Below are 26,893 nucleotides of genomic sequence, written 5' to 3'. Positions count from 1 at the left end.
AAGGGGATATAACAGGTGACTATGCAGAGAATACTACTTGTTGATGATGAACTTGGAATCGTAAAAATGCTGAAGACCATCTTGCACAAAGAAGATTACACAAACATCGACAGTGCTTCAACAGGGAAAGAAACTATGACAAAAATCATGAAAAATACCTATGATTTAATTGTACTGGATGTTATGCTGCCGGATATTGATGGCTTCAAGCTGTGTCAGAAAATCCGCCAGCATACATTTGTGCCAATTCTCTTTCTCACTGCCCGAACCGGTGATTTAGACAAATTAACAGGCCTCGGTATAGGCGGAGATGATTATATTACTAAGCCCTTCAATCCTCTAGAAGTTGTTGCAAGAATCAACGTACAATTCAGGAGGATGGAACAGTACCGGCAAAATTCAACGAAGCAGGAAATCTATCATTTCGGCACTGTCACTGTAAATAAGAGAGAAGCAAAACTTCTTGTGGATAACGGGGAAATAAGCTGTCCGGCGAAAGAGTTTGAATTGCTGCTGTTTTTAGTTGAACATCCAAATCAGGTGTTTACTGCCGGACAGCTATATGAAAATGTATGGGGATATGAAAGTATCGGAGATGAACAAACTGTAAAAGTGCATATCAACCGATTGCGTAAAAAAGTTGAACCAGACTTGAAGAACCCCTCTTACATTATAAATATCCGTGGGATTGGATATAAATTCTCACTTCCGGAGGGTAGGCAAATATGAAAGTAAATCTTACCAATGGACGTTTGACAGTCCGTTTTACCATTAATTTCATAATACATCAGATTCTTCTCTGGTTATTAATGGGAATCCCAGGGGTTTACTGGATGTTGGTACTAAAACACCAGTCACAGAACGAAACAAAAATTGCAATTCTTGCATGGGTGACAATTTTCATCGGATTGTCTTACTGTCTGTTTTATGGTTATTACGTTGCACGCCCTCTAGTGGATATTTTGATGAACATACAAAAATTGTCAAGGGGTGAATATCTGGACTTATCCGGAAAGAAAATACGTTTGAGTTTCTTCTCAAAAAGACTTTACAGAGAAGTGTATGACAATCTGAAAACATTATCTGATATTTTACAGCATAACGAGAAAAAGCGAAAAGAATTTGATGAAATGCGCCTAACCTGGGCGGCTGGAATTACACATGACTTAAAAACACCGCTATCCTATATTTCAGGGTATACGGATATGCTTTTATCCGATAAACACAAATGGAATCTGGAAGAAAAGAAAGAGTTTCTACAGATTATCAGCGATAAATCTACCCATATAGAGGAACTTATCAACGATCTGGGTACGGCGTTCCGTATGGATGAATTTACAGGTCTAAAGATGAATCTCCAAAAGATAGAATTATCGGAATTAGTTCGCAGAGTGACGGCAGAAACAGCGAATATGCCCATTGCAAAGGAAAATCATTTTGAGATGATTGGGGAAGAAAAAGAGTTATTCGTTTCGGGCGATACTGAATTACTGAAACGGGCATTTTCAAATCTGTTAGTAAATGCAGTAGTACACAACCCGGAAGATACATCAGTCACTGTGAAATTAAGCCGTGAATCTTATGTTGAAGTAGAAATTTGTGATAATGGCAGCGGAATGAATGAATATGATATAAATCACATGTTTGACCGCTACTACAGAGGTACTTCTACAGATTCTCCAACAGGAAGTACAGGACTCGGCATGACCATTGTAAAACAGATTATTACTGCCCATCATGGAACTATCAGTGTAGAAAGCAAGATAAACTGCGGCACAAAAATAATTGTTAGATTTCCCCCTTATTCAGATATTTAACTTGTGGGTTATCATTCGCCGCTGTACCGGGCGATATAAGCTGCCGGAGATTCTTGAAGTGAGCGGCGCACAGTCAACCAAGAAATGCCTGTTGAAACCGGCAAAAGCACAATCAATATGAACAGCCATTGTTTCCACGGCACTGCGAAACCAACCAGTCCAAATGCTTTATACATACCAACCGCAAATATGGAAGTCACCAACATACTTGCTATAAAAGCAAGCACCGCTGCTGTTACGGCTGTTATCAGTCCGTCAAAGGCAGCAATCATAGAAAGCTGCCGCGGTTCCGCGCCGGCCACGGACAGCAATGCCAGATCCAGTCCCCGCCCGTGAGTTGATATGAGATACCCTGCCAATACACCTGTTAATACCAGCAATAACGCCGGCCCAAGCAATGCAAGAATTCTAACGAATCCGGGTACTTCCCACTCGGCGGCAAGATTTCTCGGCATCATCACAAGTGTTGCTCTAAAAATCTGTGTCAGTCCTGTATATGACATCACTAAAATCATTCCGGCAACCAGCGGGATAACAGTAGACGTTGACCTGTGGGCACGAGACACTGCCTGCCCACACGCGATACGCCATGACGGCAAATGAAACGGAAGGACTGCTGTCCATGTACGGACAGTCCCTGCCAGGACAGCAGGGCCAGCAAAACAGATAGCTGCAACAAACAGGACAGCAGCCAACACGCAGCAATAAAACAGCGGAGATAATGTGGAAAAGGATAATTGTTGTATCTGTTCAATATTCACATGTTTTGTAATAAACATGCCGCAGGTAACGACAGCAATGCTCCCTGCCAATGCAGCTAATGCCAATACACGTTTTGGAAGGCTTACTGTTTTGGGAGTGCTGGCTGCTTGGCGTAATGCCTCAACCGGAGAAATACGGGAAACTGTACGAATTGTTAAAAATGCTCCTACCACTGCGACAACAAATCCGATACCTATACCATAACTCCAGGACAGTAACATACGAGAGATTCCAACAGCCGCATACGGAAGTCCGGGAGCTTCAAGTTGTACCGCAAAGAAAGAGAACAGTAAACGAGCCAGCTGCGGCGAAAAAAAAAGAGAACCCACGCTTGCTGACACATCCAGCAGCAGTACCTGCGCACATGTCCGCAAAGTCAACTGCATTGGTGTGGCCCCCTGCAGGGAAAACAGTGCCAAATCACCTCGACGTTGTTGAATGGAAGCCGATACCACCATCATAATAACCAGTACACCAGCAAACAATGTTACGGGATAGGTCAATCCGCTCATGGAGCTCACAAACCATCCAGCTTTTTCGCCCCAAACTATATTCCCCCGTGAAGCTGCAGCATTTGACATCATAATCCGCATGGTAGGAATCAAAATCTGTACCACAGCCAGTAGTAAAAACACTCCGCCCCATACCACAGGAGCATCTTTGAAATCTTTTATTAAGCCGCACATCAGATCCTCACCTGCCCTTCGTTGACAGATATAATTTGCCCATCACGCATTTGAATTACCCCATCGCATTGAGCTGCAACCTCAGGACTGTGTGTAACCATTACAACTGCATGATCAGATTGCACCGCAATTTTCTTCAGTTCACTTACGACACGGGAAACTGATTCTGTGTCCAGTGCGCCAGTTGGCTCATCTGCAAAAATAACTTGCGGATTTGCAATCAAAACTCGTGCCAGTGCGACGCGCTGCTGTTCGCCGCCGGACAATAATGTCACATTCTTCTTCAGCAATTTAGAAATATTCAGCCTCTGCAATGTCTGCGAAGCGGCAGCACGAGGATATTTCCTGCCGCGTAATGTAAACGGCAGTTTAAGATTATCTTCTACTGTCATTGATGGCACCAAATTATAGGACTGAAACACAAATCCTAAATGGCTTCTACGAAACTTTGCTGATTGAGCGCGGCTCATCTTCGCAACATTTTCTTCCAACACTTGCACTGTGCCGGAGGATACCGGCTCCAAACCTGCCAGACAATACAGCAAGGTTGATTTACCTGAGCCGGACGGGCCAACGATACCCGTCATTTTGCCTGATGCAATAGAAAGATTAATATTACGAAGTACGGGAACTGTTTCGTCCTGCCTGACGTTAAAATCTTTACACAGATTTTCAGCTATAATTATTTTATCAGATAACATTTCTGTGTTACCTCCTTTTTTATTCTTTACTCCTGTAACTGTGAAAATAATAGCATAAAAAAGGAGGCACATTTAAAATGTGTCGCCAGATGTATCTACAGGAGAGCCAAATGTTAAATTGGAAGCATAATTTCCAAACGAAACAGCCCGGTTTCTGTTGTAATGGTCATGATGCCCCCGTTCTGTTCCACCTTATCCCGGATGCTTCGCAGGCCAAATCCATGATTCAAACGGTCTTGTTTTGTTGTCTGTCCGGTATAGGGAAGATCAGCCATCATCGGATTTTCCATGGAGATCATGTAGTAGAAATCGCTTCTGCTGATGGAAAGCGAAATAAACCGATGTTTTTCACCGGAAACTTTTTGATTGGCCTCAATGGCATTATCCAACGCATTTGCAAAAATCGTACATATATCGAAAGCGGAAATTGATAAGGCTCTGCCAAACGCCCCAGACAGTTTAAATTTAATTTGTGCCCTTTGCATTGGAGGAACTTTTGCGTTCAAAATTGCATCCACATTATCATCACCTGTATAGAAAAGAGCTTTCGTCATGTTTTCCCAACTCCTCTGTACATGGCCCAGATATTCTTGAACCTTCAAAAGATTCCCTGTTTCGCAGAGCTGCTCAATCCGGGTGATATGGTGCTTTATATCGTGCCGGAATTTTCGGATGTCCTCCTGGTTTTTCTTGTACATCTCAAAATACTGCAATTCCTGTTCAATATACTGCTGATTACGCTGTTCCAACTGTTTAAAATAATCTGTCGTTTTACTTTTCCAAAGTGAAATAAAATAAAGGACATCTGCAATAACAACTACCGCGGAAAAACAGGCCGAGATATAAAGCTGGATTCCGGTATTTTCAATCCTGTAATTTACCCACATAAACGGGTTCAAAAACATGGCTATCGTCCACAAGAGAAACGCAGGCAGAATTTCTATATAGCTAAAGAGTATTCTATGAGCATATTTGCGGTACTTATAGGCTGCTGCAATAATTACGCAATCCATTACAAGATTGCCGATTATCAAAGCGTAAAATGTAATTTCTCCACTTGAAATGATAGATTGTTTTATATCCATTGTTCCCGCAAGGAGTGCTGCACTGCTGGCGGGGAGACTTCTCAGCACCCATAGAAACGCGGCAATAACTATACTGTTTAATCGACGATCCGGTTCATTTACACCCGCAAGAATTACTATAAAAGCAAAGCAGCTTATACCATATGCGATGATAGCTTCATTTACCAGACACACGCATTCCAGTGTGATAAAAAATGCTGCCATTGCAATGTTCTTTTTGTCCGGTGGAATTTTGGGGCTGACGAAAAGAAATACAAGTGCACCTGCCGATAACGTGTCAAATACGGCAGCTAATATTTCCAATACCACTAATGCAACTACCCTCATATTACCTCGCTGTTCGTTTCATATAGGTATGAAACGCTTCGTCAAATTGCTTTTTTCTCAGTCTGCTAATGGGAATGGAATCTCCGTTTACCATAAGGACGTCGAGACTGTCAATAAATTTGATATATCGCAGATTGATTAAATAGCTGCGGTGTACCCTGTAAAAATCATTTGAACCTAAAAGATGTGTATAGAAATCAATTCTATTGCGGTCATAATAAGACTGTTTCTGCTGAACAATTTTTACGTTCTTGTCCTGTGCCTCAATATACAAAATATCCTTAACTTTTAAGACAGCCTCTTTGTCCTTGCTCTCCACATGAATTGTTTTTTGGTTCAGCAATTCCTTTTTTACCGCTGTGATCGCTTCAATCAACTTCTGGGGTTGAATCGGCTTGGTCAGAAAACGAAATGCCGATACTTCATAGCCAGTCATGGCAAATTCGTCATGGGAAGTGATGAACACAATATACATATCCGCTAAAAGTGCATGAACCTTTTTTGCAACTTGAATTCCATCAATGTCATCCATTTCTATGTCAAGAAAAAGCAGATCATAAGACATCCCCTGTTTTTCTATGGCCCTTATGAGCGTTTCCCCCGATGAATATTGTTCTGTGAGCAAATTAATATCGCGGTACGTCTTATTTATAAAATCAGACAATGATGACAATACAGCAACCTCATCATCACAAATCGCAATCCGCATAATTTGCACCGCCTTTTCATTTTCTATATCTTTTATATTATTATATACGGTTAACCGAATAGTATCAATAAATTATTACAGCGGATACCCCTGCTTGTTTAGCAATAGCATTTGCAATTCTCTTTGTATTACCTGATTTTGAATAATAACGCGCTTCAATATTCATAAAGCGCCCTATTTTCAGCTATTTATTTAACTATCAATAGTGCAAACCTACCAATAATCGACTTTATGACAATGCAGCCAGCAACTACAAAAAGCGCAATTTTGGGATCATAAAAGATGGGGATTTTCCATTTGAATATTTGTGTTGCTGTTGTAAGTAATGCGATTGTCCCAAAGATGTATCCCATGATGGTGAGCGGGTGAGCAGGTGCATTGCTGATAAATTTGCCGATTGTTGGCATAATCATGCACATTGCAAATCCGATTGCGCCCAAAGTAATAACAGCCGCTCTCGGCCCATTAATGAATAATATTTGTTTGCCAGATAGTCCTGTATAAACAATCAGGCTGGTTATAAACCACTCTGCTAGCAATATTCCAATTCCTTTCATTGTTTACCGCCCCTTAAATAGATTTTATTGAACATCGTAATATGTTTTTCTAAAAAAGATAAAGCTTCTTCATATTTTTCGGGCTGATTGTCATATTTTGATAACAGCAAATACAAAGGTGAATAAAACTGCAAGGCCATTACCATTGGGTCAGCATCAACATAAACTCCATCATTTATTAAATTAGTGAACACGCCTGATATATAATCTAAGCCCTTGTCTATTATCAATTCCCTAAAAAACTTGCTTGCCTCCGAAGTTCTATACTGTTCCATTGTCAACATTCTACGCAGTTGCGAACCATACTCTGTTTTAAGATAGAACTGAAACATTGTAACGCTAATACGGAATAGTTCCTCCCTTACATCACTTTCTCCTGAGAGAATATTGGCCATGCTTTCAGGGGGAATAAAAGTAGAAACTTCCTCTTGATAACGACGCTCAATGTCTTTGAGAATTGAGTTGAAAATGTCTTGTTTCCCGCTATAATGCTTGTAAAGAGCGCTCTCCCGTATTCCGATTTCTTTTGATATGTCACGGATACCAACCCCATCATAACCTCTTTCAGAAAACAATTTTAGTGCAACTGTCAAAATAACTTCCTTTGTATCCCGTGTTTTGTTTTTTGGCATAATAACCTCCATCAATAAATATTGTGAGCAGTCGTTCACCATTATTATAGTGAACAGTTGCTCACTTGTCAAGAAAGGCTAGTCGGCCTTCTTCATTGACTGAGTTCAGTAATGTTTCTATGCTTCAAAGATGTGATTAGGTAACAAGTCATTTAAACTAATGATTTTACTGCCTTTACTTTCATAATAGCGCAGCATTTCGTCAATTTTCCTTTTATCATAACTTGTAATGCAATCTGATAATACATTAACGCTATAATTTGCTTTGCGTAAGTTGTAACAGGTTGATTTAACACAAGCAACAGCATCTGCTCCTGTTATGTAGAAATCACATATTTCATTTTTACTAATAAAGTCTGTAAATTCTTCACTACTTAATGCGTTTCCTTTGTATTTTGTAAAAACATTTTTTGATACTATTTTCAAGTCTGAAGCTAATTCAGATCCATATGTATTGGGTTTAAAAGTCCTCGTGCCGGCTGATAAATTTTCATGCCTTATATAAATAACATGAATATTATTATTGACTGCCAAATCAATAGCTTTATTGATATTGTCAATAATACCCTTGTAATTCTTTGTTATGTCATTTTGAATATCAATTATTACTAAGGCTTTTTTCTGCATAGTGTCTCCTCCTGATAGGTAGATTGATTTGTTTACTTTTTTATTGTACCATGTAACATGATACGAGGTGATGAACTGGTAAACACCCTTGCGAAAGTCAAAAGTTTTATCCCCGCCGATAGAGCGAAAGACATTGAATTAAAAGCAAATCAAATATATATAGATTTAAGTCCGTGGATGGGCAACAGGAACATACAACCATATTTAGGAATTATCAAAACAGCTTTACAGGAAAGTAAGCTACTGACCTTTGAATATACAGACCGCTACGGAAATAAAACCGCACGAACAGCCGAGCCGTATCAGCTTGTATTGAAAAGTAGTCATTGGTATTGGCAAGGGTATTGCCATAAAAGAAATGATTTTCGCTTATTCAAACTATCCCGCACATCAAACCTACAAATACAAGAGGAATTTTTTACGCCACGAGATTATCAAAAACCGCAGTTAGATTTTACTGATATTTTGGCAACTATGCAAACAAAAATCAAAATTCGTATTCATAAATCTGTCATGGACAGGGTACTTGATTATTGCACTTATGAACACTTTTTGCCAGACGGTGATGAGCATTACATTGTTAGTTTTCCTTTCATAGAGAACGAATACTACTACAATATTCTTTTCAGTTTTGGGGATAAATGCGAGTGTCTAGAACCGTTACATATTCGCACAGAAATAAAGCGTAGAATACATGATATAGCTACCTTATACGAAAACTAAAAAAAGAGGCTTCTATTATGAGATTAAAATATAAATCTCATTATTTTAAACAGGATGATTTTCTAAAAAAGGTCATTTTTATTTGGGGATAAATATGATTTATCCTATAATGATGGTTTTCGTGATTTACTATCAAGAATGCTTGAAAAAGCAGATATTGATAAGCCTTTAACCATTCATCGACTTAGATTAGACATACTTTTGCCAGCAGAGCATTGAAAGCAGGTGTCAGCCTTGACAGGTACCACGAAAAAAGCTAGTATTTAAGCAGCAAAGATAAAAACACAGTTCCGGTTGGTAGTCCGGACGCAGCTTAGACTGCCAGTAACCTGCCTCCTTGGTTGTCCGTTCTTTGCAAGGCAGACATAAAGGAGGAATATCTATGGACAAAACTCTGTCGAAATTAACTGTATTTTTTGAAGAACCATTCTGGGTAGGTGTTTGCGAATGCGAATACAAGGGAAAATATGAAGTTTGTAAAATCACTTTTGGTGCTGAACCCAGAGACTGCGAAATCTATGATTTTGTACTTAAAAACTGGAATAGATTAAAATTCAGTCCATCCATTGAAACAATAGGCCTTGATGAAAAGCATACAAACCCCAATCGAATGCAGCGAACACTAAAAAAGCAATTGCAGAAAACAGGCATTGGCACAAAGGCACAGCAGGCACTGAAGCTTCAACGGGAGCAATGCAGAGTTGAACGGAAATCCCGCTCCCGCAAGCAGCGTGAAGCAGAAAAGAAAAGACAATTTGCATTGAGACAGAAAAAGCATAGGGAAAAACACAGAGGACGATAGCACTCTGTGCTTTCTTTATGCTAAAATAAATCCTAGACAATGAAATATAATAAACCAAAGGAGGGATACTAAACAATGCAGCAATACAACAGCAAAGAAGCTTTAATTTCTGAGATCAAAAAGACAGCCCATATATTCATTAGAGAATTCAATGGTCTTCCAGAAAGTGACAAGGATTTACGTTTCAGTGAAGTAGATCGAACTCCTCAGGAAATAATAGCATATCAGCTTGGGTGGATGAATTTAATACTAAAATGGGATCATGATGAACTGGAAGGCAACAAAGTTATCACACCAGCTGATGGATATAAATGGAATCGTCTGGGTGATTTGTACCAGGAATTTTACCACAGATATCAGAACCATTCCCTTAAAGAACTACAAAAAATGTTTGTTGACACAGTTGATCACTTTACTGCCTGGATAAACAAGTTTAGCGATGAAGAATTATTTTATTCCGGTGGAAGAAAGTGGGCCTCATCAACTCCATCAAACTGGCCAATCTGGAAATGGATTCATATCAACACTGTAGCACCATTCAAAACTTTTCGCGGCAAAATACGTAAATGGAAAAAATTAAAACAAAAATCATAAGCCTTCTTAAATTGAAAAATTATAATTATACAAGGAGCATCAATATGGAAGAAAATAAATTGTACCATCCGTGGAAGTCCATACTGGTCATTTATCTGATATGTTTTGTATTCAGAGTATTTGAATATATGTTTATCCGCACTGATCAAAGTATTTTCGGTGAAGCCTTCATACACAAACTCGCCGGTATTCTCGTGCTGGCATTTTCAATACACCTTTTTTCCTTCAACTGGTCTCAAGTGGGTTTCACTGGCAGATCAGCAGTCAGAAATGCACTATATGGCTTTCTGCTTGGAGCAGCCGTATTTACAATTGCCTATGGTATCGAATTTTTTATGCAATTGTCAGGAGGTAACACCCCTTCACTGCAGATCTATGTAACCAGCTATGCCATTGATGGAAATCAAGGCAGACAAACCGGTTTGTTGTTTTTCACTTTTTGCATTATCGGGAATATTATAAATGTGGCCATGGAAGAAGGTATCTTCCGGGGTCTGTTCATCAAACTCTTCGAAATAAGATACTCCTTTGTCAAAGCTGCTGTTTTATCCTCTCTCCTATTTGGCATCTGGCATATAGCAGCTCCTGTGCGTAATCTACTGGATGGGAAAACCAGCATGAGCGGAACTGTCATGATTTCCATTATGCTTATTTTAACAACAGGAATCACAGGATTAAAATTCTGTCTTCTGACTAAAATTACAGGTTCACTCTGGATGTCTATGGCTGATCATTTCATGAATAATATAATCATCAATATTTTACATATTGTAACAACCTCCGGTACAGATGAATTGCAGATGTTTCGTATTACCATTGCCCAAACCATATCCTTCCTTATTGTCCTCTTTATCTACTGGAAAAGCAGAGCACATTATAAACAGACATTTCGTGCATGAAGAACATCAGCATTCATAAGCTTTATTTTTTCTTTTCACAAACCATATAACCATCAACAGTACAACAGCCATCCATGCACTAAAAAGCCATGTGTTTACATGTGAGCCATAGTTGGGGAAAATACATGTTGCCACATTTATCATGGTATGAAAAGCCAGACCTGTGAACAAACTTTTTCCGCCATACATATAGGCATAGATCATTGCAGTTCTCATAAAAACATTTAAAATGCACATTCCAATAATCCACCCTGCAGGATGCGCCCAGCTCCAGGGAATGATATGCCAGACGGCCCACACTCCCCCGATAATTATACCTGCTTTAATTGGCCCATATTTTTTGGTCAGTGGTTCAGTCAGGGTAGCTGTCCATCCAAATTCTTCAGGTATTGCTCCCAAAAAATAAAGAGCTATCATCAGCGGAATCTCTCTATAGGGAAACACTATTTCTGCCGGCAGCGAAAAAGAAAACACCCGCATTGTAGAATATGTCAACACTGCAACCAAGGGCATACATGCCAGGCAAAAAATTATCCACCATCTGCTGGCCCTGTTTATGTCGAAAATACTCTTAAACAAAAATATAATTCTTTCTATTCCATTTTCTTTCCATGCATATATCAATGACAAGAAGAAAGGTACCATAATCATTAAAAAACTGATTGGCAGGCCAAAAGGCAGCCCTTTAACGGGAAAGAATGCACCCCAGATATAAAACGGTACTGATAATATTAAAGTTATCATTAAAAACATAAAATATTTTACATTTGATTTTATCATATATTATTCCTCACGCTCTATTTTTCCCATGTAGGAATTTTGAAAGATATATCGCATAAAATAAGGAAATAATCAAAATTACTATCAGTAAAAAGGATTGTGCACTGCCTGATGCATTTGTAATAGTTCCGCCAATATTAGACACAATATGAAAAAGAATACCCGGCAGGATATTTTTTGTGACAGCCACAAGCAGTGCAAGAACAATGCCTATTACTATTGCGACACCAATCTGTGCTGCCAGCTCTACAGCAGTATATCCTCTAAATAAATTGACAACATGCCCTATACCAAAGGTTATTCCGGAAATAAAAATGGCTTTATTCACACCTGATTTGCAGTATATACCTTGAAACAAAAATCCCCTGAACAGCACCTCTTCCACGAAACCTGTCCCTATCATTAAAAAACAGGAAAGAACAATCATGGTAATTGAAAGTGCAGGATTCAATCCTGCAAAGAACTGTATAAAAGCCAGCAGAAGCAATGGAATATAAAATAAAGTCTTGTGCAGATTATTTTTTGTAATTTTTTTAATTCCATAAAACCAAGTCCGTCGATTTTTTTTAATATAAAATGTCAATACAAAAGATAAAATAATCAGCAGCACAGCTGTAAAACAGGCAACTCCTGTGAATTTCGACAAATTATCTCCAATGTTTACCACAAGGATATAGATTACAATCCAAAGAACAGCATGCAAAATAGGTTTCTCTTCCATTAGTTTGTTCATGGCTTATCTCTCCCGTATATTTTATTTTCTATTCTCTTGTATGAATTATGTTAAATATAATATACTGCTACTAATTAATCAAATGCCCAAAAGAATATGGCAGTCCTTCTACACGGCAGGGCTGCCATATTCTTTAAATCTATATCAAAACCAATTCTTAGCTTCATCTTTTTCAACTATTTTAGAATTCATAAATGCTTTTTCCATCTTTTCAGGTTGGGAAGACAGTTTTTCATGAGTGCTCTTGCCTCATTTTCATGCATACCCTTTTCCTTCATAAACGGCACACAAGTTTCAATCATCTCTTCCATAGTTAAATCCGGCTGCTTGAAGGCCCCTTTTTCGTAACAATATATGCAGTATTCATGATTTTTACTATCATTTGAATTAGTTCCATAAAATTCCTCGCTTAAAGGCATCCCGCAGCTTTGGCAATATTCCTGTTCCATAATATATTCTCCTTTCATATGTTGATACAACCATTATACAGGAGGGCTTTGACAGCATTATGTCATGTTCGAATTCATTTATACATATCTATTATCTCTTTGCACTTTTCTTTTATAATTTTCCTTATATGCCGTGGTTTCAGAACCTCTACATATTCACCATAACTCAATATCATTGAATAAACCCAGCTGTCTTCAATAACTTCAGTATTTACTATGACACTTCCATCTTCAAGAAATTTAACTTCGTCTTCATCAAAATAGTCCTGTATTCTAGTCAATTTAAACATCCTATAGTCTTTCCTCAATGTGCAAAATGGAAAAATATACCAGGAGAGTCCTTTAGTGCTCTATATACTGTTTTATATTTAATATTTTCCTTTTCAGACTTTTTAAAGCCCCAGGGCAGTGTATCTATAAATACCTGTTTAAAGTGCAAATCAACTGCACTCTTTTTGTTGGAGGGTATGATACTCTTCACTTTTTCCATGGCTATCTCCACATTTCTATCACCCAGAACTCCATTTATATTTTTCAAAGCTTCCACTATGGATATCATATCCTCCAATGTGAGAAACTGATGATTTATCTTTGTAGTTGTCCAGAATATAAAAGCCTCCACTGTTGCCCTGCCTTGAAGCTATTGGGATTCCTGACATATCGATCGCTTCGACATCCCTGTAAATAGTTCTTACGGAAACTTCAAATTTTTCAGCCAATTCTGCTGCAGATATTTTCTCCCTGTTTAAGAGCAGTATCACAATTGCCAGTAATCTATTTATTTTCATTAATTACCAACCTCATTTCCGACAACTGAAGTCTCTATTTTATAAGACAAACTAATGCCCAGGATAAAATTAAAATAAAACAAAGAATATAGTATATACTGTTGGATACATTAAGAATATTAAATATATTTAAAGCTACTGAAATTACAGACAATAAAAGTATAATCATAACTAAAGCAGCTATAATTTTATAATTTTTGTTGGAAACCTTGTTTCTATTTTTGTTGACTTTATTTATTCTAAAATAAAAGGACATACACGGAAGCCCTGAAAAAACAGCAACTATAACTGCAGGTATTAAAAGGCTTCCAAAAATTTTTCTACATATATCGGGTATATAGCCATATTTGGAAAGTAATGTTAAAATAAAAAGTAAAATAGTACATAGGGAAGCTGGTATCGCTGTTTTTTTGGTCATATTATACTGACATATATATTTTTCCAATTCAGTATCATTGTCAGTATATATAGGCTTTGTTTCTTGAGGTGCACTAAATATGTGAATTGTATTTCCTAAAGAACATACATGAGACCACCCGGCTTCTTTAAAGTACAAAAAATATTCTTCATCTGGGTTTATTCTATAATCAAGTGAATATTGCAGCTGCTGCGGCTTGGCTTTTTTTAGCTTATATCCAAAAAACCAAAATTTATACAGAATCCAGCCTTTCTCAGCATAAGACGCTAGTATTCCCATTTCTTGATTTTCTGCAAAAGCTAAACCCATACTCATAACATATTTTGTGTTAAACATATTTTATAACATCTCCTTGTTAAATATCTTTTCAGCAATTTCAACCATTTCACGTTTTTTTTCAACTTCATTTCTTAAAAACCTAATACCTTTATCTGTAATAATATAAATTTTCCTTTGTTGTAATTCTCCATTAAGCTTTATCAGACCACCATCAAGAAGTTTTTTTATACTTGTATATAATGATGCAGGTCCTATTGAAAATTTACCTTGAGACAACTCTTCAATTGATTTCATAATCAGATATCCGTGTTTAGGCTTTACTAAAGAAAGTAGAATATAATAATAGGCATCCGTAAGTTCACCCATCTTTAAAGAATTACTTCTAGGCATGTTTACCTCCTATACTATATCATTTAATGATATATGATTTATTAAACTATATCATTAAATGATATATATGTCAATGAATGTGAAATTGTTTGATGTTACTATATGTTTAGGTAATTGCAAATTATAGGCTTATCTGCTTTCAACTATCTGAATCTCCACTCCATCTGGATCTTCTATAAAAAAGAATCTGACTCCTACTGAAGGTGAAATAGGTCCTCTTTTAATTGAAATATCTTTCTCTTTCATATATTTCATAGTTTCATCCAGTGAGTTTACTCGAAATCCAATGGAAATTCCCCTGGTCTGAATCCGGGAATTATTATCTCCACTGCATATCAGTTCAACTTTAGGCCCATCTTTTTTCCCAATCATTGCAATATCAACTCCTGAATTTGGGCTAAACCTTTTAAAAATTTCAATCCCGAGAAGTTCATTATAAAATTCCAAGGATTTCTGCATGTTTTTTACACTTAATGTTATCCAACATAGATTCATATTATCCCCTGGTTATAAAAATCGTAACAAAACTTAACCAGACTCCTTTCCATTTATTTTTTTCTTCTTACGATTTTAAAAGTAATATATTTTATTACCCAATCTTTTATATAACAATCACAGGTATGTATTTTTTTATGATATACTATCAATGAGGAGGTAATAAAATGGGAATTGCCATAGTAACTGGTGCTTCAAGTGGATTGGGCAAAGAATTCGTCTATCAAATCGCCTCTAAAGAAAACAATATCAGTGAAATTTGGATTATTGCCAGGCGGAAGGAACGTCTTAAAGAATTGGTTGATAAAGTTGATATTCCAATTCAGATTCTACCGCTTGACCTTACCAAAAGAGAAAGTATTGATTATTTTATAGAATATCTGGAAACACAAAGACCTCAAGTCGACATACTGGTAAATGCTGCAGGATTCGGGAAAATTGGGAGTTATAGTGATATAAGTCGCCTTGACAGTGACAATATGATAGATTTAAATTGCCGTGCTGCCGTTGATATGACCATAGCAGTACTACCATACATGAAGAAGAAAAGCCGTATTATTGAAATTTGCTCTACAGCTGCCTTCCAGCCTTTTCAATATCTGAATGTATATGCAGCTACCAAGGCATTTCTTTACAGATACAGTAGGGCTCTTAGAATAGAGCTATTGCCAAGAGGTATACATGTAACAGCGGTATGCCCCTACTGGATTAAGGATACTGAATTTATTCCCAGGGCAAAGCATAATGGAGACGAGAAAAAAATAAAAAATTTCATGTTTGCAGGTAAAGCAAAAAACATAGCAAGTATAGCCCTAAACGACAGCAAGATAGGTCTACCAGTATCCACTCCAGGGCCAGTATGTTTTATTCATAGAATAGTAGCCAAATTTATTCCCCATGAAGTAATGATATGGTTATGGGAATTGATAAGAAGACTATAGCAATTACTTAATCCATTGAACCAAATCCTCTAAAAGGGGTCTGGTTTTAGGTCTTGGTTCTTTTTTCCTGTATCCAAAAGCTGCCATACATGAAACTCCAAATTTTTCCCTATCTAGTATTCCCTCTTTTGATAGAATTTCTTCTACTCTGTCTCTGTTAAATCCTTCTATGGGACATGAATCTATTCCTATAAGGGCAGCTGCCGTCATCATATTTCCAAGAGCTATATAAGTCTGTTTACATCCCCAATCAAACATCGCCCTGTCACTTTCCAGTAATTTGAAATCATTTTTTTGAAAATCTTCATACCCTTTTTTTCTTTCGTCAATTATATTTTGAGGAAGCTTTTGAACATCTTCCATAATATGTGCTACATATTTAGAATCATATATTAAATCCGGCGTTTTTCTTGATAGTATTACCATAAAATGGCTTGCATCAGGTAATTTAAGTTTTGCACCCCAGCTTACAGGCGATATTCTCTGTCTGATTTCACTATTCTGAAGTATCAAGAATTTCCACGGTATAAGGCCAAAAGAACTTGGCGATAATTTACCTACTTCAAGTATGTAGTTGAAGTCATCATCTGAAATTCTTTTTGTACCATCAAATTTCTTACAAGCATGTCTGAATTTATATGCCTGCAGTACTCGTTTTTTAACATTTTCATTGTTCATAACAATCATTCCTCTCTACATATAAATTTGGATATTGCAATCACAGATTTATTCCAAATATATTTTTTACTATGAGCCCTACAATAAATGAAAAAAGAGCAACTCCAAGGCTTACCCCTGTCATCTGTATAAACCGTTGTTTGAAATTAAATCCTCTAGCTACAGATATATAATAATTAAATATTGATATTATAATTATCGCAATTGCGAGACTTATAACAAGTGCTTGTATATACATATTTCTTGGCATGAAAAGAAATGGCAATATTAGCAAAACCACAGTTATTAAATATGATCCTCCAGTATAAACACTCGACTTTACTGCATTTTTTGTATTTTCTGCTTTCTCTGCGATGTATTCACTGGAGGCCATTGAAAGAGTTGCCGATATTCCCGTAATCATTCCAGCCAGAGCAATTACTTTTGTATCTGCCATGGAAAGTGTAAAACCAGCAACACTTCCCGTTATCTCCACAAGTGCATCATTTAATCCAAGAACTATGGAACCTATATATTTGAGCTTTTCTTCATCCAGCATATCAAGCAATAAAATTTCATGTTGTTCTTCATCTTTTACTATTTTTGAAAACTCAGGCAAAGATTTTGACAATTCACTATAACTATAACCTTTGATAGCTTCATTTTCTCTTCCCTCCATTTGTTTTAAAGCAAATGTAAATCCAAAGATCCTCGCTATAAAAGAGTAAAAACACACTCTTTTTTTATCTGGTGGGATTTCAAGTTTGGTATATGTTTTTATGAATTTATAATGTTCTTTTTCATCCCCTGATATTTTTAGTAGTACTCTCTTGTTGTTCTCATCTTTCGTAATTTCAGCTACATTTATATATATGCATTTTTCAGTTATTTCCCTTAATTGCATCTTGAGCAATACTTTTTTTAAATCTTCATTTATATCCATTCCACCTACGACCTTTTTATTATTGTGTTTATCACACAAAATGATGTAATATATATTATAATACTGCAGTTATATACTTACAAGGTAGTATACAAACTATAATAGGTCGGAGGGGGAATACCATATGTCAACTAGAACTGTAAGAAAAATAGTAAAAGGAAATATTCAACAGGATGGTGCAGGGGTGAAACTTTTACGTGTACTGGCACTTGACACAGTTAAGGAATTTGATCCCTTTTTAATGCTGGATGTTTTTGATTCAGAAAACCCTAAAGATTATATCAAGGGATTTCCATGGCATCCTCATAGGGGTATTGAAACCGTAACATATCTGATAAATGGAAAGATTGAACACGGTGACAATCTTGGCAACAAAGGTATCATTGAAGATGGCTGCTGCCAGTGGATGACTGCCGGAAGCGGAATAATTCATCAAGAGATGCCGCAGCCTTCAAAAAGAATGCTGGGATTTCAGCTCTGGATAAATATTTCCAGAAAAGATAAAATGTGTATTCCAAAATACCACGATATAAATAAGGACAGTGTACCTGAGGTAAAGGGAAAAGGCTTCACTGCAAAAATAATATCAGGAAACTATGAAAATACTCCTGGAGCTTTTAACGGAGAATACGTAAAAGCTTACATTTGGGATGTTAACATCGAGGCACAAGCTGAATGGTCTATTGAAACAGATATACAGTCTACTGTATTCATATATATTTTTAATGGATACGGATATTCCGGCAAAGATGAGAAAGATTGCATTAAAGAAAAAACTGCAGTTTTGTTCAATAGTGGAGAAGAAATTAGAATTCGCTCCGGTAAAGATGGGCTGCGTTTTGTAATATTTATGGGTAAGCCCCTTAAAGAACCTGTAGCCTGGGGAGGTCCTATTGTTATGAATACAAATGAGGAACTTGAAAGGGCTTTTAAAGAAATTGACAATGGAACTTTTATAAAAAATCACTGATTCCCATAAGAACAGCAGGTGATTTATAAATTACCTGCTGCAATTTCATTTTTTGACTATATATTTTTTACTCCGGGATATTTCTTGAGCATTATTTCATTTGCAGCCTCCAGGTTCTGAAGATATTCACAATAGGATCTGCTGAGTATTTTCATATTGTATACAAGAATTTCCCTATAACCACTTTTTTGTTGAAATGTCCTCATAGTTTGTTGAATTTTAGCAGCTGTTGAATTTTTAAACTCATCCGAATTTTTATATTCAATATACTGTTCTATCTCCTCATGATGACGTTCCAGATAACCCCCGGTATCACTTATAACTTCAATAATATTATTATTCATTTCAGTTTCCAGTTCTGCAATGTCTATTTTACCGTTTACGCTTAAAAATGCTTCTAAAAATTTAGAGAGTTCTTCAGATAAATACAAATCTACATTATCAAGGTAGTTGACAATTGCCTCATAAGCCTTCTGTTTTTCACAGGAATCAACAGCTTCATTTAGAAATCTCCCGAAATGGAGAGTCAGAAATAAACCGTAGTCTCCAGGAAATGCAAATATAAGCTTTTCTTTTATTGTATATAAATTTTTATCATGAACCTGCATATAATCGAATTCCCGATTTATATCATAATCTTCGATCAAGTTTGTCATAAATTTTTTTATGGCATCAAGGTGCTGTATTCTCAGTTCTGTAACATATCTGAATTTTGTCAGCTCTGACGGCTTATTTGAACTTGTCAATATTTTTTTAATATCTGCGGTGCTTATTCCACATCTTCTAAGAACCGATATTTCCTTAAGTGTAGATATATCATGGTCACTGTAATCCCTATAGCCATTTTCAAGTATACGGGGGCTGATCAAATTCTTGACTTCATAATATTTTACCGCTTTTTTTGTGAGTCTGCATTTTTCACATACCTCTTTTATAAGCATAGTTTCCCTCCCAATACTGTTTATATTGCTTTTAAAACTATATTAATACAAGCCCTAGGGGAACAGTCAAGTCCTTAACAGACACATTCTCTCCGTAAAAATTCACAGCTTACATGTCCTTATGGAAATAATTAGTGCTGAACTGTTTTTTAACTGTCTCATAATTTGCATAAAACAAAGGTGCATCAACATGATTTGTTTTTCCACAATCGCAAACATTTTTACATACGTATAGCAAATCATCAATGTTGCTGTGAAGCATCATTATGCACCGTGTCAATCTATTATTTTTAAACATTTTTTTCATAATAACCCCTGCTAACTTCGATGGAATTTTATACGGCATCAATTCACTGCTGTAATTTTTAAGCACAATATCTCTTAAAGCAATTATTTTTGATGTCTCCCTTATTACAAGCACAGCCTCTGACAGAACTTTTGAAGAATTCATCATTTTTTCTGCAGCCTTTGCTGTGTCTTTAGCATCTCCATATTTTCCTGCTGTTGTAATGACTCCAGCATTTATCGCCATATGCAGCCAAATCCACTCAAGCATGTCAAATGGCATTTCGGCTTTTATATGACAATCAGAAAACAACCGTAATAATTGATTATAATTCTTGATATTTGTCTTGTGTTGGCTTTCAAGCATTACATGATCGAAAATACAGCAATTCAATCTGTTGTCCTTAATACTGCCACCTGCAACTGGATAGCCCAGGATATAATTTCAACCCTTCAGCACTGTATCCAGCCACCGCCTGTCTTCCCATATGCCATTGAAAATAAGCAATGTTCCTTTGAAACAGTTGCCTCTCAAAGCTTTAATGGCACTTTCCAGCTTGCCGGCCGAAACACTGATCAATATAAAATCATAAAAATTACCTGGATTCGCAATATTGATCATATAAGAATCCTTTTTTTCTTCTCCTTTATTATTAAATCTTCCATCCAACAGTTCAATTTTCAAGTTGTTTGGCGTTGTGCCTTTCTTGCTGTTTCTGATCAGATGCTCTACACGATGACCTGCGTTTTGAAATATGTAGCCATAAGCTGTTCCTATAACTCCTAACCCTATTACTAAAATTCTCATGTTTAGCTCCTCTATATTGCATATAAATGTAATATTATAAACCAATAGTTTACTTTGATTGTAAGATGCTATTTTTATTTTGTCAATGCTATCGACTGTTGACAAAATGAACAAAGAAGACTACAATTAAGTAAACTTAAAGTTTACTTAATTACACTAACGTGAAAATAAGGTCATACCATGGGAGAGGAAAATGAAATCAATGGAAAGTTTACAAAAATAATGTTGAGTCTTTTATCAGTATTTCTTGTGATTATACTTATTCTTTTGAGCGTATTACTTATCTATAGTCCAGGCAAAATAAAACCTATCCGTGATAAAAACGGCAAATGGATAAGGGGCAGTATTTCTGAAAAAGTCTTTGTTATAATAAATGGTATAAAGCAGGGTATGATTATCAGAGGAAAAAATAATCGCAATCCTGTGATACTCTTTCTGCATGGAGGCCCGGGTATGCCGGAATATTTTTTGGCTGAAAAGTATATGACCAACCTTGAGGACAATTTTACTGTTTGCTATTGGGAACAGCGAGGCAGCGGACTCTCATACAATTCAAATATGTCATTAAAGACGATTACTACGGAACAACTGATATCAGATACACTGGAGGTAACAAATTATCTGAGGCATCGATTTGGACAGAATAAAATATATCTTGTAGCACATTCATGGGGAAGTTTTATCGGAATTCAGGCTGCAGCACGAGTTCCCCAACTTTATGAAGCTTATGTCGGCATAGGGCAGATATCCAATCAAATTGAGTCAGAAAAAGAGGCATATAGATACATGTTGGGATATTATAAAAATACCGGTGACTCTGAAATGGTAAAAAAGCTTGAGTCATATCCTATTTTAAAGTCAGATATTGCTATAAATACATACTTATCTTCTTCTTTGCGAGATAACGCGATGCATAAGGCAGATATCGGAACAATGCATGATATGAAATCTGTAGTGAAGGGAATCTTTTGGCCGGTTATGCTGTGCCCGGCATATACGCTGAATGAAAAAATAAATATATGGCGTGGTAAATGTTTTTCTCAAACCTCTGAACTGAAAAAACTTGAGTATTCGACCGACCTAACTAAAAAGGTTATCGAACTTCAACTACCTGTTTATTTTGTGAGTGGCAAATACGATTTGACTGTATCCTATTCACTGGCAAAATCTTATTTATCTGAAATAAAAGCACCAGTGAAAAGATTCTATTTATTTGAACATTCTGCTCATAGTCCTTTATATGAAGAGTCAGATAAATTTTTATACATAATGAAAACCGATGTTTTTAAATAGTCAAAAAGGAACAGCTTGTTTTCTTGGCTTTCTAATAAAAAGGCTACCATCTATTGATAACTAACGGGTTATCACCAGATGGTAGCCTGCCTTGGTGCGGATAACAGGAATTGAACCTGCATGAAGTTGCCTTCACTAGAACCTGAATCTAGCGCGTCTGCCAGTTCCGCCATATCCGCATGATCACTTAAATAGTATATCATAAGCAAAATCAGAAAACAACAGCTATTTTTATGGCAATATTTTACTATTTTAAGTAACACTGTGGCTAACATACAGATAAAAAAGAAGAGTGACAGTTTCCCATCTGTCCTAAATATCAAAATCCTCTATTTCTTTTCGTCATAGGGCGGCCTGCTAACTCCTAAATCTTTCTATACTATTCTTAGCACATTCAAAATCTAAAAGGAATATACGAACTATGAATAGATCCTTCTGTATAATAACGTGCTATCTGTACAAACTTTTTTCTATTCTTTTTTATAATAAACTCTCCCAAGAAATACTTATAAAAATTATTCCAGTCTATATTTTTATTTAACATCTAACTTTCAAAATCACTATATTTTAATACTTGAAAATCAATTGTTTCTGTTATATATTCGTTTGTACAGCCTTTACAATTTATACTGGATGATATCATGCTCGTTCATTCCTGCAAGCTCTGGAAATTCTTCTATAATCTTATCCATAATAGTAATTTCTTTCTGTGTAACAAGTACAAACCTATAACAATTACCCTTATCATAGACCGTTTCCATTTGTGCCAATCTTTTAAAATCTAGGAAACTCACAATCCTATATATTTGGCGTTTAGACATTTTGGATACTGACTTAAATATATAATCAAGCTCGGAAAATTTAATCTCGCCTGTTATTTCAGCATTTCTTCTCACTAACATTGGATTTATGAGAGTAACTTTTTTCTTTGGATATGAATGAGAAAAGGATACCTACTCACGGGGGATGGGCTTTCTCTGGTTATGATGCAGTTTACAGTAAATAAGGCTATAAATTGGAAATTGAAATATTTTAAAGCATTTAATCAAATTGACGAGGAAAAAGAAATACTATGTTCTAATTTTATATCTTGGTATTATTTCTGGATTGTGTGAATAACATGGTAAAGAATGGAAAAGAATATAGGCAAAAGAATATTCTAAAATTATAAAATGTTAGGAGGGGTTATTATTAAATCTATATTAAAATTAGGAGCTATTGTTGCTATAACTTTAACTTTTTCCTCATGCTCCTTAACTAAACCTACATCTAGCACAAGTAATATCAAAGTTAGTCAAAGCAATAAACAGTCAGTACAGGTTAAAAATTCTGTAAAAATTCCAACAACTAAAGAAATAGTTAATACTTTGGCTTCTAATGAGTTTGAAGGGAGATATGTAGGTTCAAAAGGTAATGAGAAAGCTGGGCAGTATATCTCAAAAGTTTTTAAAGATATAGGATTAAAACCACTACTGGGAGAAAATTATTATGTTGAATATACTCAATCAGTATATAAACATTTTGGTATGTTATCTGCTGATGAAGCTAAAGAAGATGTCGTTAAAAAATTAGATAATGTCGTTGGAGTTATAAAAGGCAAAGATAGCAAAAAAGCTGTTATAGTATCAGCACATTTTGACCATATAGGATATCAAGATGGTAAAATTATCAGAGGTGCTTTGGATAATGCTTCCGGTGTATCTGCCTTAATAAAAATAGCCAATGGACTACAAGAAAAAGCTAAACAAAAACCTTTTGATGAAGATATAATTTTTTGTGCTTTTAACGGGGAAGAAGGAGGATCAGCAGGAAGTCGTGCATTTGTTAAACAGATTACGTCAAAAAAGTTATATGACAGTATATACAATATAAATATAGACTCTATAGGAGCTAAAGAAGGAGGAAAGCTTGCTTTAAAAAATATGAGCAAGGTATCCAACAAACTGTATGACGCTGTGAAAACTACTTTAAAAAAGGATAATGTTGAATTTGCAGATACCAGAGTTATGGGTGCAAGCGATCATTTTAGTTTTGAAAATGCAGGTATATCCAACGTCTTTTTTGTACAAGAGGGTATAGAAAATTTAGTTCACAAGCCTACAGATACTCCAGATATCCTAGATTATGATAAGATAGATAGAATTGCAAGCTCTATAGTTAACTTTATAGAAACAAATAATGGTATAGAGTTTAAAAATTAAGCTATGTTTTATCATGTTAAATAAAAAGAATCAGTTTTAAACCAACTCTTTTAGTTCCCCATTTTGACACAGTTCTCTTATCCGTCTACATAATGTAGCCTTTGCTATCTCTCTACCTTTCTCGCATCTTTGTAACAGCAACTTCTTTTTCAAATTGTGCAATAACTGTATTATCTTTCTGTAGTTCTAATAATAGTTTCTGCAATTCCGGTATTCAGATCTATTCTTTTTTGTACCTGTTATTTTCTCCTGATAGATTATAACAGCAAAACTATGAAGACAAGAAAAAATTTTTATGATTCTCCGCCTTTTTATTTTGTGATTCTAAATTTTAAGATTTATATATTGCTTATAAACATTATTTATGATATGATTTGTATTATAAATTTAAAAGGGAGTAACTGCCTGTATTGGTGATAAAGTCAACATACTGACCTTGCTTGGTCTGGCTTTATCGTGACTATTTTCAGTCAAAGTGAGACTTTTAATACAATATTTTTTTATTGTATTTTAGGGTCTTTTTTTATTGTGTTAAAGGAGGTTTTATCAAAATGACAGTAATTATCAAAGCACTGCTACTTGTAGTTGTCGCTGAAATGGGTGATAAAACCCAGCTGCTTGCAATGGCCATGGCTAGTAAGTACAGGGCAAAGCAGGTATTAATAGGGGTATTCGTTGCTACAGTCCTCAATCACGCCCTGGCAGTAGCCATAGGAAATTATTTAGGCTATATGATACCAATGAATACAGTAAAAATCGCTGCTGGTATAGCATTTCTTGTATTTGGTTTCTGGACCCTACGCGGGGATAAAATTGATGAGGAAGGGAAAAAGAGGAACAAATTCGGTCCCATTGTTACAGTTGCAGTAGCCTTTTTTCTAGCTGAAATGGGCGATAAAACTCAACTGATGACAATAACAATATCAGCACAAAACAATCAACCTGTATTAATATTGATAGGAACTACAATAGGTATGTTAATTGCGGATGGAATAGGCATTATAGGAGGAGCATGGATGTGCAGACACATCTCGGAAATATACATAAAATGGGCTGCAGGAATTATATTCATATTTTTTGGGACAACTACTATCTACAACGCTGTTCCCCTATGGTTAATTGACCCTGTTTACATAACTGCCTATATTGCAATAGTTGGCATATTGATATATTTATTCGGCGTTAAATTTTCACATTTCAGTGAAGCCTGTACCATAGTTCTACCCCATAAAAATACTTCAATAAATAATAAGAAATAATTAATTTATACAATTAAAAAAGGATTGCTTAAAATAATTTTTAGGCAATCCATAAAATTCCATCAGCTATTTTGCAGAAGCTGAATTGGAATACAGGTTAAATGCAACACTTCCTCCAGAAGTATATCCCTGTATATATACAGGATATTTAAAATCATTTCTGAATTTATAGTCTATATTTCCATAATCCACTGTGGCATCCATTCCCTCAGCAACATAATGTACCGGACGTGTATGATGCACCCGTTCAGTAGACGTAAGCTTGGCCGCATTTACTGCATTATAGAGAGTAGTAGATACCTGACATATACCTCCTCCCAATCCATCCTCAAGCTTATCACCAATTATTACAGGAGCAGCTTTATATCCCTTAGCTGCAGTCCTTTCGCCTACCACTCCGTTAAAACTGAACTCATCGCCGGGCATAATCACTGTACCGTTTATACTTTTTGTAGCGAGAACTATGTTGTTTGCTCTCTCCGAAGATGATATGGAACCATAGTTTGTACTAAAATTTGAAATAAGCGTATCAACTTTTTTCAAGTCACTACTTTTTATTTGTGCTGGAGTACTCTTTAATTTGGCTTTTATATTCAAATCACCAGATACATTTCCATCTATTTTAGACAATAATTGCTTTTCGAGCTCTTCCTGCTCCAGTCTGACACCATTTTGTTCAGGTGTTATATTAAATCCAATTCCCCCCATACTAATAGTTGAATTTACAGGATCTCTATCAACTTCAGAAGCAATTTTCTTAATTAACTCTTTAACGGGAGTTTTATCATAAGAAAATTTCAACTTATAATTTATCATTTTAGGGTATTTAATTAATTTGTATTTTTTCAATATATTAGCATTTTTTCCATAAGAATATGCTAAATTTACAACATCATCTACATTAAATTTAGAATTAATATGTGAATAACCCAATGTATACTTCATATCTCCTGCTGATATATTGATTTTCTTTTTCTGTATTCTTTGTACAAAAGCTTTATTCAGTATATTTCTGGCCTCTTCTTTTGTCCTTCCAGATAAATCTAAATTTTCAATAGTTACACCGGGGTAAATCAAACTATCCCAACTCTTCATATCTTTGTAGTTATATACTAAAATTCCTGTAATGGCACTAAAAAAAATAATCAAAGCAGAACTGATTATTACCACTAATTTTCTTTTTCTTAAGTTCTTTTTATGTCTTTTAGATCTCTTCGAGTTGTTAGTTTCGCCCATGCCAATCACCTCTTTTCACAATTCACACATAATATTATACTATAGAGTCGCCAACTTTTATACACTACATAGTAAAGTATATGTTTTTTTATGTTATTATAAGTCT

General features: G+C 35.7%; 31 protein-coding genes, 1 tRNA gene and 2 pseudogenes. 12 read left to right on the top strand and 22 right to left on the bottom strand.

The annotated features are described in order from the left end of the window. Positions 1 to 21: 21 nt before the first annotated feature. Positions 22 to 729 (top strand): response regulator transcription factor, encoded by a 708-nt coding sequence (locus ACSVC9_RS00270; protein WP_446898399.1) that lies wholly within the window; start codon positions 22 to 24, stop codon positions 727 to 729. Next, positions 726 to 1,817, top strand: coding sequence for a sensor histidine kinase (locus ACSVC9_RS00265; RefSeq protein WP_446898398.1), 1,092 nt, complete (start codon positions 726 to 728; stop codon positions 1,815 to 1,817). Before ACSVC9_RS00270 ends, ACSVC9_RS00265 begins: the two co-directional genes overlap by 4 nt. Positions 1,818 to 1,828: 11 nt before the next feature. On the opposite strand, the gene ACSVC9_RS00260 is transcribed toward ACSVC9_RS00265, so the two are convergent. The 7 genes from ACSVC9_RS00260 to ACSVC9_RS00230 form a co-directional block, all read right to left on the bottom strand. Further along, entirely contained in the window at positions 1,829 to 3,265 is a 1,437-nt protein-coding gene (locus tag ACSVC9_RS00260) for an FtsX-like permease family protein (RefSeq protein ID WP_446898397.1), read from the bottom strand. Beyond that, positions 3,265 to 3,966, bottom strand: a complete 702-nt coding sequence (locus ACSVC9_RS00255; protein WP_446898396.1) for an ABC transporter ATP-binding protein — start codon at positions 3,964 to 3,966, stop codon at positions 3,265 to 3,267. Before ACSVC9_RS00255 ends, ACSVC9_RS00260 begins: the two co-directional genes overlap by 1 nt. A 113-nt stretch (positions 3,967 to 4,079) precedes the next feature. Further along, positions 4,080 to 5,378: a sensor histidine kinase gene (locus ACSVC9_RS00250; RefSeq protein WP_446898395.1), complete on the bottom strand. Its 1,299-nt coding sequence runs from the start codon at positions 5,376 to 5,378 to the stop codon at positions 4,080 to 4,082. A 1-nt stretch (position 5,379) separates the two neighbouring features. Continuing rightward, complete coding sequence (locus ACSVC9_RS00245; protein ID WP_291723088.1) at positions 5,380 to 6,087, bottom strand: LytR/AlgR family response regulator transcription factor; 708 nt, start codon at positions 6,085 to 6,087, stop codon at positions 5,380 to 5,382. Between the two features lie 188 nt (positions 6,088 to 6,275). After that, positions 6,276 to 6,644 (bottom strand): hypothetical protein, encoded by a 369-nt coding sequence (locus ACSVC9_RS00240; RefSeq protein ID WP_446898394.1) that lies wholly within the window; start codon positions 6,642 to 6,644, stop codon positions 6,276 to 6,278. Continuing rightward, positions 6,641 to 7,276 carry a TetR/AcrR family transcriptional regulator gene (locus ACSVC9_RS00235; protein ID WP_446898393.1) on the bottom strand — a complete coding sequence of 212 codons (636 nt, stop codon included), beginning with the start codon at positions 7,274 to 7,276 and terminating at the stop codon, positions 6,641 to 6,643. Before ACSVC9_RS00235 ends, ACSVC9_RS00240 begins: the two co-directional genes overlap by 4 nt. A 117-nt stretch (positions 7,277 to 7,393) precedes the next feature. Continuing rightward, the gene (locus ACSVC9_RS00230) at positions 7,394 to 7,903 is read right to left on the bottom strand and encodes a cysteine hydrolase family protein (RefSeq protein WP_446898392.1); all 510 of its coding nucleotides are present in this window, start codon (positions 7,901 to 7,903) and stop codon (positions 7,394 to 7,396) included. A gap of 57 nt (positions 7,904 to 7,960) precedes the next feature. On the opposite strand from ACSVC9_RS00230, the pseudogene ACSVC9_RS00225 reads away from it, so the two are divergent. From ACSVC9_RS00225 to ACSVC9_RS00210, 4 genes and pseudogenes are all read left to right on the top strand, one after another. Next, positions 7,961 to 8,626: pseudogene (locus tag ACSVC9_RS00225) on the top strand (helix-turn-helix transcriptional regulator); the annotation flags it as partial. Positions 8,627 to 9,008: 382 nt separating this feature from the next. Then, positions 9,009 to 9,428: a YjdF family protein gene (locus tag ACSVC9_RS00220; RefSeq protein ID WP_446898391.1), complete on the top strand. Its 420-nt coding sequence runs from the start codon at positions 9,009 to 9,011 to the stop codon at positions 9,426 to 9,428. A gap of 75 nt (positions 9,429 to 9,503) precedes the next feature. Further along, the gene (locus ACSVC9_RS00215; RefSeq protein WP_446898390.1) at positions 9,504 to 10,022 is read left to right on the top strand and encodes a ClbS/DfsB family four-helix bundle protein; all 519 of its coding nucleotides are present in this window, start codon (positions 9,504 to 9,506) and stop codon (positions 10,020 to 10,022) included. A 44-nt stretch (positions 10,023 to 10,066) separates the two neighbouring features. Further along, on the top strand, positions 10,067 to 10,921 hold the full coding sequence (locus ACSVC9_RS00210) for a CPBP family intramembrane glutamic endopeptidase (protein WP_446898389.1): 855 nt from the start codon (positions 10,067 to 10,069) through the stop codon (positions 10,919 to 10,921). 6 nt (positions 10,922 to 10,927) lie between these two features. On the opposite strand, the gene ACSVC9_RS00205 is transcribed toward ACSVC9_RS00210, so the two are convergent. The 7 genes and pseudogenes from ACSVC9_RS00205 to ACSVC9_RS00175 form a co-directional block, all read right to left on the bottom strand. Continuing rightward, positions 10,928 to 11,701: a CPBP family glutamic-type intramembrane protease gene (locus ACSVC9_RS00205; protein WP_446898388.1), complete on the bottom strand. Its 774-nt coding sequence runs from the start codon at positions 11,699 to 11,701 to the stop codon at positions 10,928 to 10,930. Between the two features lie 10 nt (positions 11,702 to 11,711). Next, positions 11,712 to 12,434: a CPBP family intramembrane glutamic endopeptidase gene (locus tag ACSVC9_RS00200; protein WP_446898387.1), complete on the bottom strand. Its 723-nt coding sequence runs from the start codon at positions 12,432 to 12,434 to the stop codon at positions 11,712 to 11,714. A gap of 188 nt (positions 12,435 to 12,622) precedes the next feature. Next, the gene (locus ACSVC9_RS00195; RefSeq protein WP_446898386.1) at positions 12,623 to 12,883 is read right to left on the bottom strand and encodes a zinc ribbon domain-containing protein; all 261 of its coding nucleotides are present in this window, start codon (positions 12,881 to 12,883) and stop codon (positions 12,623 to 12,625) included. Between the two features lie 74 nt (positions 12,884 to 12,957). Next, positions 12,958 to 13,671: pseudogene (locus ACSVC9_RS00190) on the bottom strand (helix-turn-helix transcriptional regulator). A 34-nt stretch (positions 13,672 to 13,705) separates the two neighbouring features. After that, positions 13,706 to 14,425: a DUF2812 domain-containing protein gene (locus ACSVC9_RS00185; protein WP_446898385.1), complete on the bottom strand. Its 720-nt coding sequence runs from the start codon at positions 14,423 to 14,425 to the stop codon at positions 13,706 to 13,708. A gap of 3 nt (positions 14,426 to 14,428) precedes the next feature. After that, positions 14,429 to 14,758 (bottom strand): PadR family transcriptional regulator, encoded by a 330-nt coding sequence (locus tag ACSVC9_RS00180; protein ID WP_446898384.1) that lies wholly within the window; start codon positions 14,756 to 14,758, stop codon positions 14,429 to 14,431. Positions 14,759 to 14,887: 129 nt separating this feature from the next. After that, a complete protein-coding gene (locus tag ACSVC9_RS00175; protein WP_446898383.1) occupies positions 14,888 to 15,253 on the bottom strand; it encodes a VOC family protein in 366 nt (121 codons plus the stop codon). 167 nt (positions 15,254 to 15,420) lie between these two features. Here ACSVC9_RS00175 and ACSVC9_RS00170 point away from each other — a divergent pair, with 167 nt between their 5' ends. After that, the gene (locus ACSVC9_RS00170; RefSeq protein ID WP_446898382.1) at positions 15,421 to 16,194 is read left to right on the top strand and encodes an SDR family NAD(P)-dependent oxidoreductase; all 774 of its coding nucleotides are present in this window, start codon (positions 15,421 to 15,423) and stop codon (positions 16,192 to 16,194) included. 3 nt (positions 16,195 to 16,197) lie between these two features. Here ACSVC9_RS00170 and ACSVC9_RS00165 read toward each other — a convergent pair whose 3' ends face one another. Both ACSVC9_RS00165 and ACSVC9_RS00160 read right to left on the bottom strand, forming a co-directional pair. Next, a complete protein-coding gene (locus ACSVC9_RS00165) occupies positions 16,198 to 16,872 on the bottom strand; it encodes an NAD(P)H-dependent oxidoreductase (protein WP_446898381.1) in 675 nt (224 codons plus the stop codon). Between the two features lie 40 nt (positions 16,873 to 16,912). Then, positions 16,913 to 17,833, bottom strand: coding sequence for a VIT1/CCC1 transporter family protein (locus ACSVC9_RS00160; RefSeq protein WP_446898380.1), 921 nt, complete (start codon positions 17,831 to 17,833; stop codon positions 16,913 to 16,915). Positions 17,834 to 17,918: 85 nt separating this feature from the next. Between ACSVC9_RS00160 and ACSVC9_RS00155 the strand changes: the two genes are divergently transcribed. Next, the gene (locus ACSVC9_RS00155; protein ID WP_446898379.1) at positions 17,919 to 18,764 is read left to right on the top strand and encodes a pirin family protein; all 846 of its coding nucleotides are present in this window, start codon (positions 17,919 to 17,921) and stop codon (positions 18,762 to 18,764) included. Between the two features lie 56 nt (positions 18,765 to 18,820). On the opposite strand, the gene ACSVC9_RS00150 is transcribed toward ACSVC9_RS00155, so the two are convergent. The 3 genes from ACSVC9_RS00150 to ACSVC9_RS00140 form a co-directional block, all read right to left on the bottom strand. After that, positions 18,821 to 19,705 carry a MerR family transcriptional regulator gene (locus tag ACSVC9_RS00150; RefSeq protein WP_446898378.1) on the bottom strand — a complete coding sequence of 295 codons (885 nt, stop codon included), beginning with the start codon at positions 19,703 to 19,705 and terminating at the stop codon, positions 18,821 to 18,823. Positions 19,706 to 19,814: 109 nt separating this feature from the next. After that, on the bottom strand, positions 19,815 to 20,357 hold the full coding sequence (locus ACSVC9_RS00145) for a hypothetical protein (protein WP_446898377.1): 543 nt from the start codon (positions 20,355 to 20,357) through the stop codon (positions 19,815 to 19,817). A gap of 78 nt (positions 20,358 to 20,435) precedes the next feature. Next, positions 20,436 to 20,798: a ketopantoate reductase family protein gene (locus tag ACSVC9_RS00140; protein ID WP_446898376.1), complete on the bottom strand. Its 363-nt coding sequence runs from the start codon at positions 20,796 to 20,798 to the stop codon at positions 20,436 to 20,438. 180 nt (positions 20,799 to 20,978) lie between these two features. Here ACSVC9_RS00140 and ACSVC9_RS00135 point away from each other — a divergent pair, with 180 nt between their 5' ends. Continuing rightward, positions 20,979 to 22,091 carry an alpha/beta fold hydrolase gene (locus ACSVC9_RS00135; RefSeq protein WP_446898375.1) on the top strand — a complete coding sequence of 371 codons (1,113 nt, stop codon included), beginning with the start codon at positions 20,979 to 20,981 and terminating at the stop codon, positions 22,089 to 22,091. Between the two features lie 92 nt (positions 22,092 to 22,183). Here the strand turns inward: ACSVC9_RS00135 and ACSVC9_RS00130 are convergent. Both ACSVC9_RS00130 and ACSVC9_RS00125 read right to left on the bottom strand, forming a co-directional pair. After that, positions 22,184 to 22,270, bottom strand: a tRNA-Leu gene (locus ACSVC9_RS00130). A 438-nt stretch (positions 22,271 to 22,708) separates the two neighbouring features. Beyond that, positions 22,709 to 22,912 (bottom strand): hypothetical protein, encoded by a 204-nt coding sequence (locus ACSVC9_RS00125; RefSeq protein ID WP_446898374.1) that lies wholly within the window; start codon positions 22,910 to 22,912, stop codon positions 22,709 to 22,711. A 117-nt stretch (positions 22,913 to 23,029) separates the two neighbouring features. On the opposite strand from ACSVC9_RS00125, the gene ACSVC9_RS00120 reads away from it, so the two are divergent. The 3 genes from ACSVC9_RS00120 to ACSVC9_RS00110 all read left to right on the top strand — a co-directional run bounded on the left by ACSVC9_RS00120 (position 23,030) and on the right by ACSVC9_RS00110 (position 25,551). Beyond that, complete coding sequence (locus ACSVC9_RS00120; protein ID WP_446898373.1) at positions 23,030 to 23,206, top strand: Rha family transcriptional regulator; 177 nt, start codon at positions 23,030 to 23,032, stop codon at positions 23,204 to 23,206. Between the two features lie 57 nt (positions 23,207 to 23,263). Continuing rightward, a complete protein-coding gene (locus ACSVC9_RS00115; RefSeq protein WP_446898372.1) occupies positions 23,264 to 24,292 on the top strand; it encodes a M20/M25/M40 family metallo-hydrolase in 1,029 nt (342 codons plus the stop codon). Positions 24,293 to 24,843: 551 nt separating this feature from the next. Further along, positions 24,844 to 25,551, top strand: a complete 708-nt coding sequence (locus ACSVC9_RS00110; protein ID WP_446898371.1) for a TMEM165/GDT1 family protein — start codon at positions 24,844 to 24,846, stop codon at positions 25,549 to 25,551. A 66-nt stretch (positions 25,552 to 25,617) separates the two neighbouring features. On the opposite strand, the gene ACSVC9_RS00105 is transcribed toward ACSVC9_RS00110, so the two are convergent. Further along, positions 25,618 to 26,787: a VanW family protein gene (locus ACSVC9_RS00105; RefSeq protein ID WP_446898370.1), complete on the bottom strand. Its 1,170-nt coding sequence runs from the start codon at positions 26,785 to 26,787 to the stop codon at positions 25,618 to 25,620. Between the last annotated feature and the right edge of the window lie 106 nt (positions 26,788 to 26,893).

Source organism: Clostridium sp. LBM24168, from assembly GCF_052953915.1.
This window is presented reverse-complemented; position numbering and strand designations above follow the sequence as displayed.

What these genes read in the sequence shown, in the direction of transcription:
- ACSVC9_RS00185 (WP_446898385.1), bottom strand. Translation starts at nt 14,425, where the DNA reads ATGTTTAACACAAAATATGTTATGAGTATGGGTTTAGCTTTTGCAGAA.
- ACSVC9_RS00245 (WP_291723088.1), bottom strand. Translation starts at nt 6,087, where the DNA reads ATGCGGATTGCGATTTGTGATGATGAGGTTGCTGTATTGTCATCATTG.
- ACSVC9_RS00140 (WP_446898376.1), bottom strand. Translation starts at nt 20,798, where the DNA reads ATGAGAATTTTAGTAATAGGGTTAGGAGTTATAGGAACAGCTTATGGC.
- ACSVC9_RS00270 (WP_446898399.1), top strand. Translation starts at nt 22, where the DNA reads ATGCAGAGAATACTACTTGTTGATGATGAACTTGGAATCGTAAAAATG.
- ACSVC9_RS00105 (WP_446898370.1), bottom strand. Translation starts at nt 26,787, where the DNA reads ATGGGCGAAACTAACAACTCGAAGAGATCTAAAAGACATAAAAAGAAC.
- ACSVC9_RS00145 (WP_446898377.1), bottom strand. Translation starts at nt 20,357, where the DNA reads ATGCTTGAAAGCCAACACAAGACAAATATCAAGAATTATAATCAATTA.
- ACSVC9_RS00195 (WP_446898386.1), bottom strand. Translation starts at nt 12,883, where the DNA reads ATGGAACAGGAATATTGCCAAAGCTGCGGGATGCCTTTAAGCGAGGAA.
- ACSVC9_RS00175 (WP_446898383.1), bottom strand. Translation starts at nt 15,253, where the DNA reads ATGAATCTATGTTGGATAACATTAAGTGTAAAAAACATGCAGAAATCC.
- ACSVC9_RS00120 (WP_446898373.1), top strand. Translation starts at nt 23,030, where the DNA reads ATGAGAAAAGGATACCTACTCACGGGGGATGGGCTTTCTCTGGTTATG.
- ACSVC9_RS00255 (WP_446898396.1), bottom strand. Translation starts at nt 3,966, where the DNA reads ATGTTATCTGATAAAATAATTATAGCTGAAAATCTGTGTAAAGATTTT.
- ACSVC9_RS00260 (WP_446898397.1), bottom strand. Translation starts at nt 3,265, where the DNA reads ATGTGCGGCTTAATAAAAGATTTCAAAGATGCTCCTGTGGTATGGGGC.
- ACSVC9_RS00165 (WP_446898381.1), bottom strand. Translation starts at nt 16,872, where the DNA reads ATGAACAATGAAAATGTTAAAAAACGAGTACTGCAGGCATATAAATTC.
- ACSVC9_RS00155 (WP_446898379.1), top strand. Translation starts at nt 17,919, where the DNA reads ATGTCAACTAGAACTGTAAGAAAAATAGTAAAAGGAAATATTCAACAG.
- ACSVC9_RS00125 (WP_446898374.1), bottom strand. Translation starts at nt 22,912, where the DNA reads ATGTCTAAACGCCAAATATATAGGATTGTGAGTTTCCTAGATTTTAAA.
- ACSVC9_RS00250 (WP_446898395.1), bottom strand. Translation starts at nt 5,378, where the DNA reads ATGAGGGTAGTTGCATTAGTGGTATTGGAAATATTAGCTGCCGTATTT.
- ACSVC9_RS00110 (WP_446898371.1), top strand. Translation starts at nt 24,844, where the DNA reads ATGACAGTAATTATCAAAGCACTGCTACTTGTAGTTGTCGCTGAAATG.
- ACSVC9_RS00170 (WP_446898382.1), top strand. Translation starts at nt 15,421, where the DNA reads ATGGGAATTGCCATAGTAACTGGTGCTTCAAGTGGATTGGGCAAAGAA.
- ACSVC9_RS00240 (WP_446898394.1), bottom strand. Translation starts at nt 6,644, where the DNA reads ATGAAAGGAATTGGAATATTGCTAGCAGAGTGGTTTATAACCAGCCTG.
- ACSVC9_RS00265 (WP_446898398.1), top strand. Translation starts at nt 726, where the DNA reads ATGAAAGTAAATCTTACCAATGGACGTTTGACAGTCCGTTTTACCATT.
- ACSVC9_RS00230 (WP_446898392.1), bottom strand. Translation starts at nt 7,903, where the DNA reads ATGCAGAAAAAAGCCTTAGTAATAATTGATATTCAAAATGACATAACA.
- ACSVC9_RS00205 (WP_446898388.1), bottom strand. Translation starts at nt 11,701, where the DNA reads ATGATAAAATCAAATGTAAAATATTTTATGTTTTTAATGATAACTTTA.
- ACSVC9_RS00215 (WP_446898390.1), top strand. Translation starts at nt 9,504, where the DNA reads ATGCAGCAATACAACAGCAAAGAAGCTTTAATTTCTGAGATCAAAAAG.
- ACSVC9_RS00135 (WP_446898375.1), top strand. Translation starts at nt 20,979, where the DNA reads ATGGGAGAGGAAAATGAAATCAATGGAAAGTTTACAAAAATAATGTTG.
- ACSVC9_RS00150 (WP_446898378.1), bottom strand. Translation starts at nt 19,705, where the DNA reads ATGCTTATAAAAGAGGTATGTGAAAAATGCAGACTCACAAAAAAAGCG.
- ACSVC9_RS00220 (WP_446898391.1), top strand. Translation starts at nt 9,009, where the DNA reads ATGGACAAAACTCTGTCGAAATTAACTGTATTTTTTGAAGAACCATTC.
- ACSVC9_RS00180 (WP_446898384.1), bottom strand. Translation starts at nt 14,758, where the DNA reads ATGCCTAGAAGTAATTCTTTAAAGATGGGTGAACTTACGGATGCCTAT.
- ACSVC9_RS00200 (WP_446898387.1), bottom strand. Translation starts at nt 12,434, where the DNA reads ATGAACAAACTAATGGAAGAGAAACCTATTTTGCATGCTGTTCTTTGG.
- ACSVC9_RS00235 (WP_446898393.1), bottom strand. Translation starts at nt 7,276, where the DNA reads ATGCCAAAAAACAAAACACGGGATACAAAGGAAGTTATTTTGACAGTT.
- ACSVC9_RS00210 (WP_446898389.1), top strand. Translation starts at nt 10,067, where the DNA reads ATGGAAGAAAATAAATTGTACCATCCGTGGAAGTCCATACTGGTCATT.
- ACSVC9_RS00115 (WP_446898372.1), top strand. Translation starts at nt 23,264, where the DNA reads ATGTTAGGAGGGGTTATTATTAAATCTATATTAAAATTAGGAGCTATT.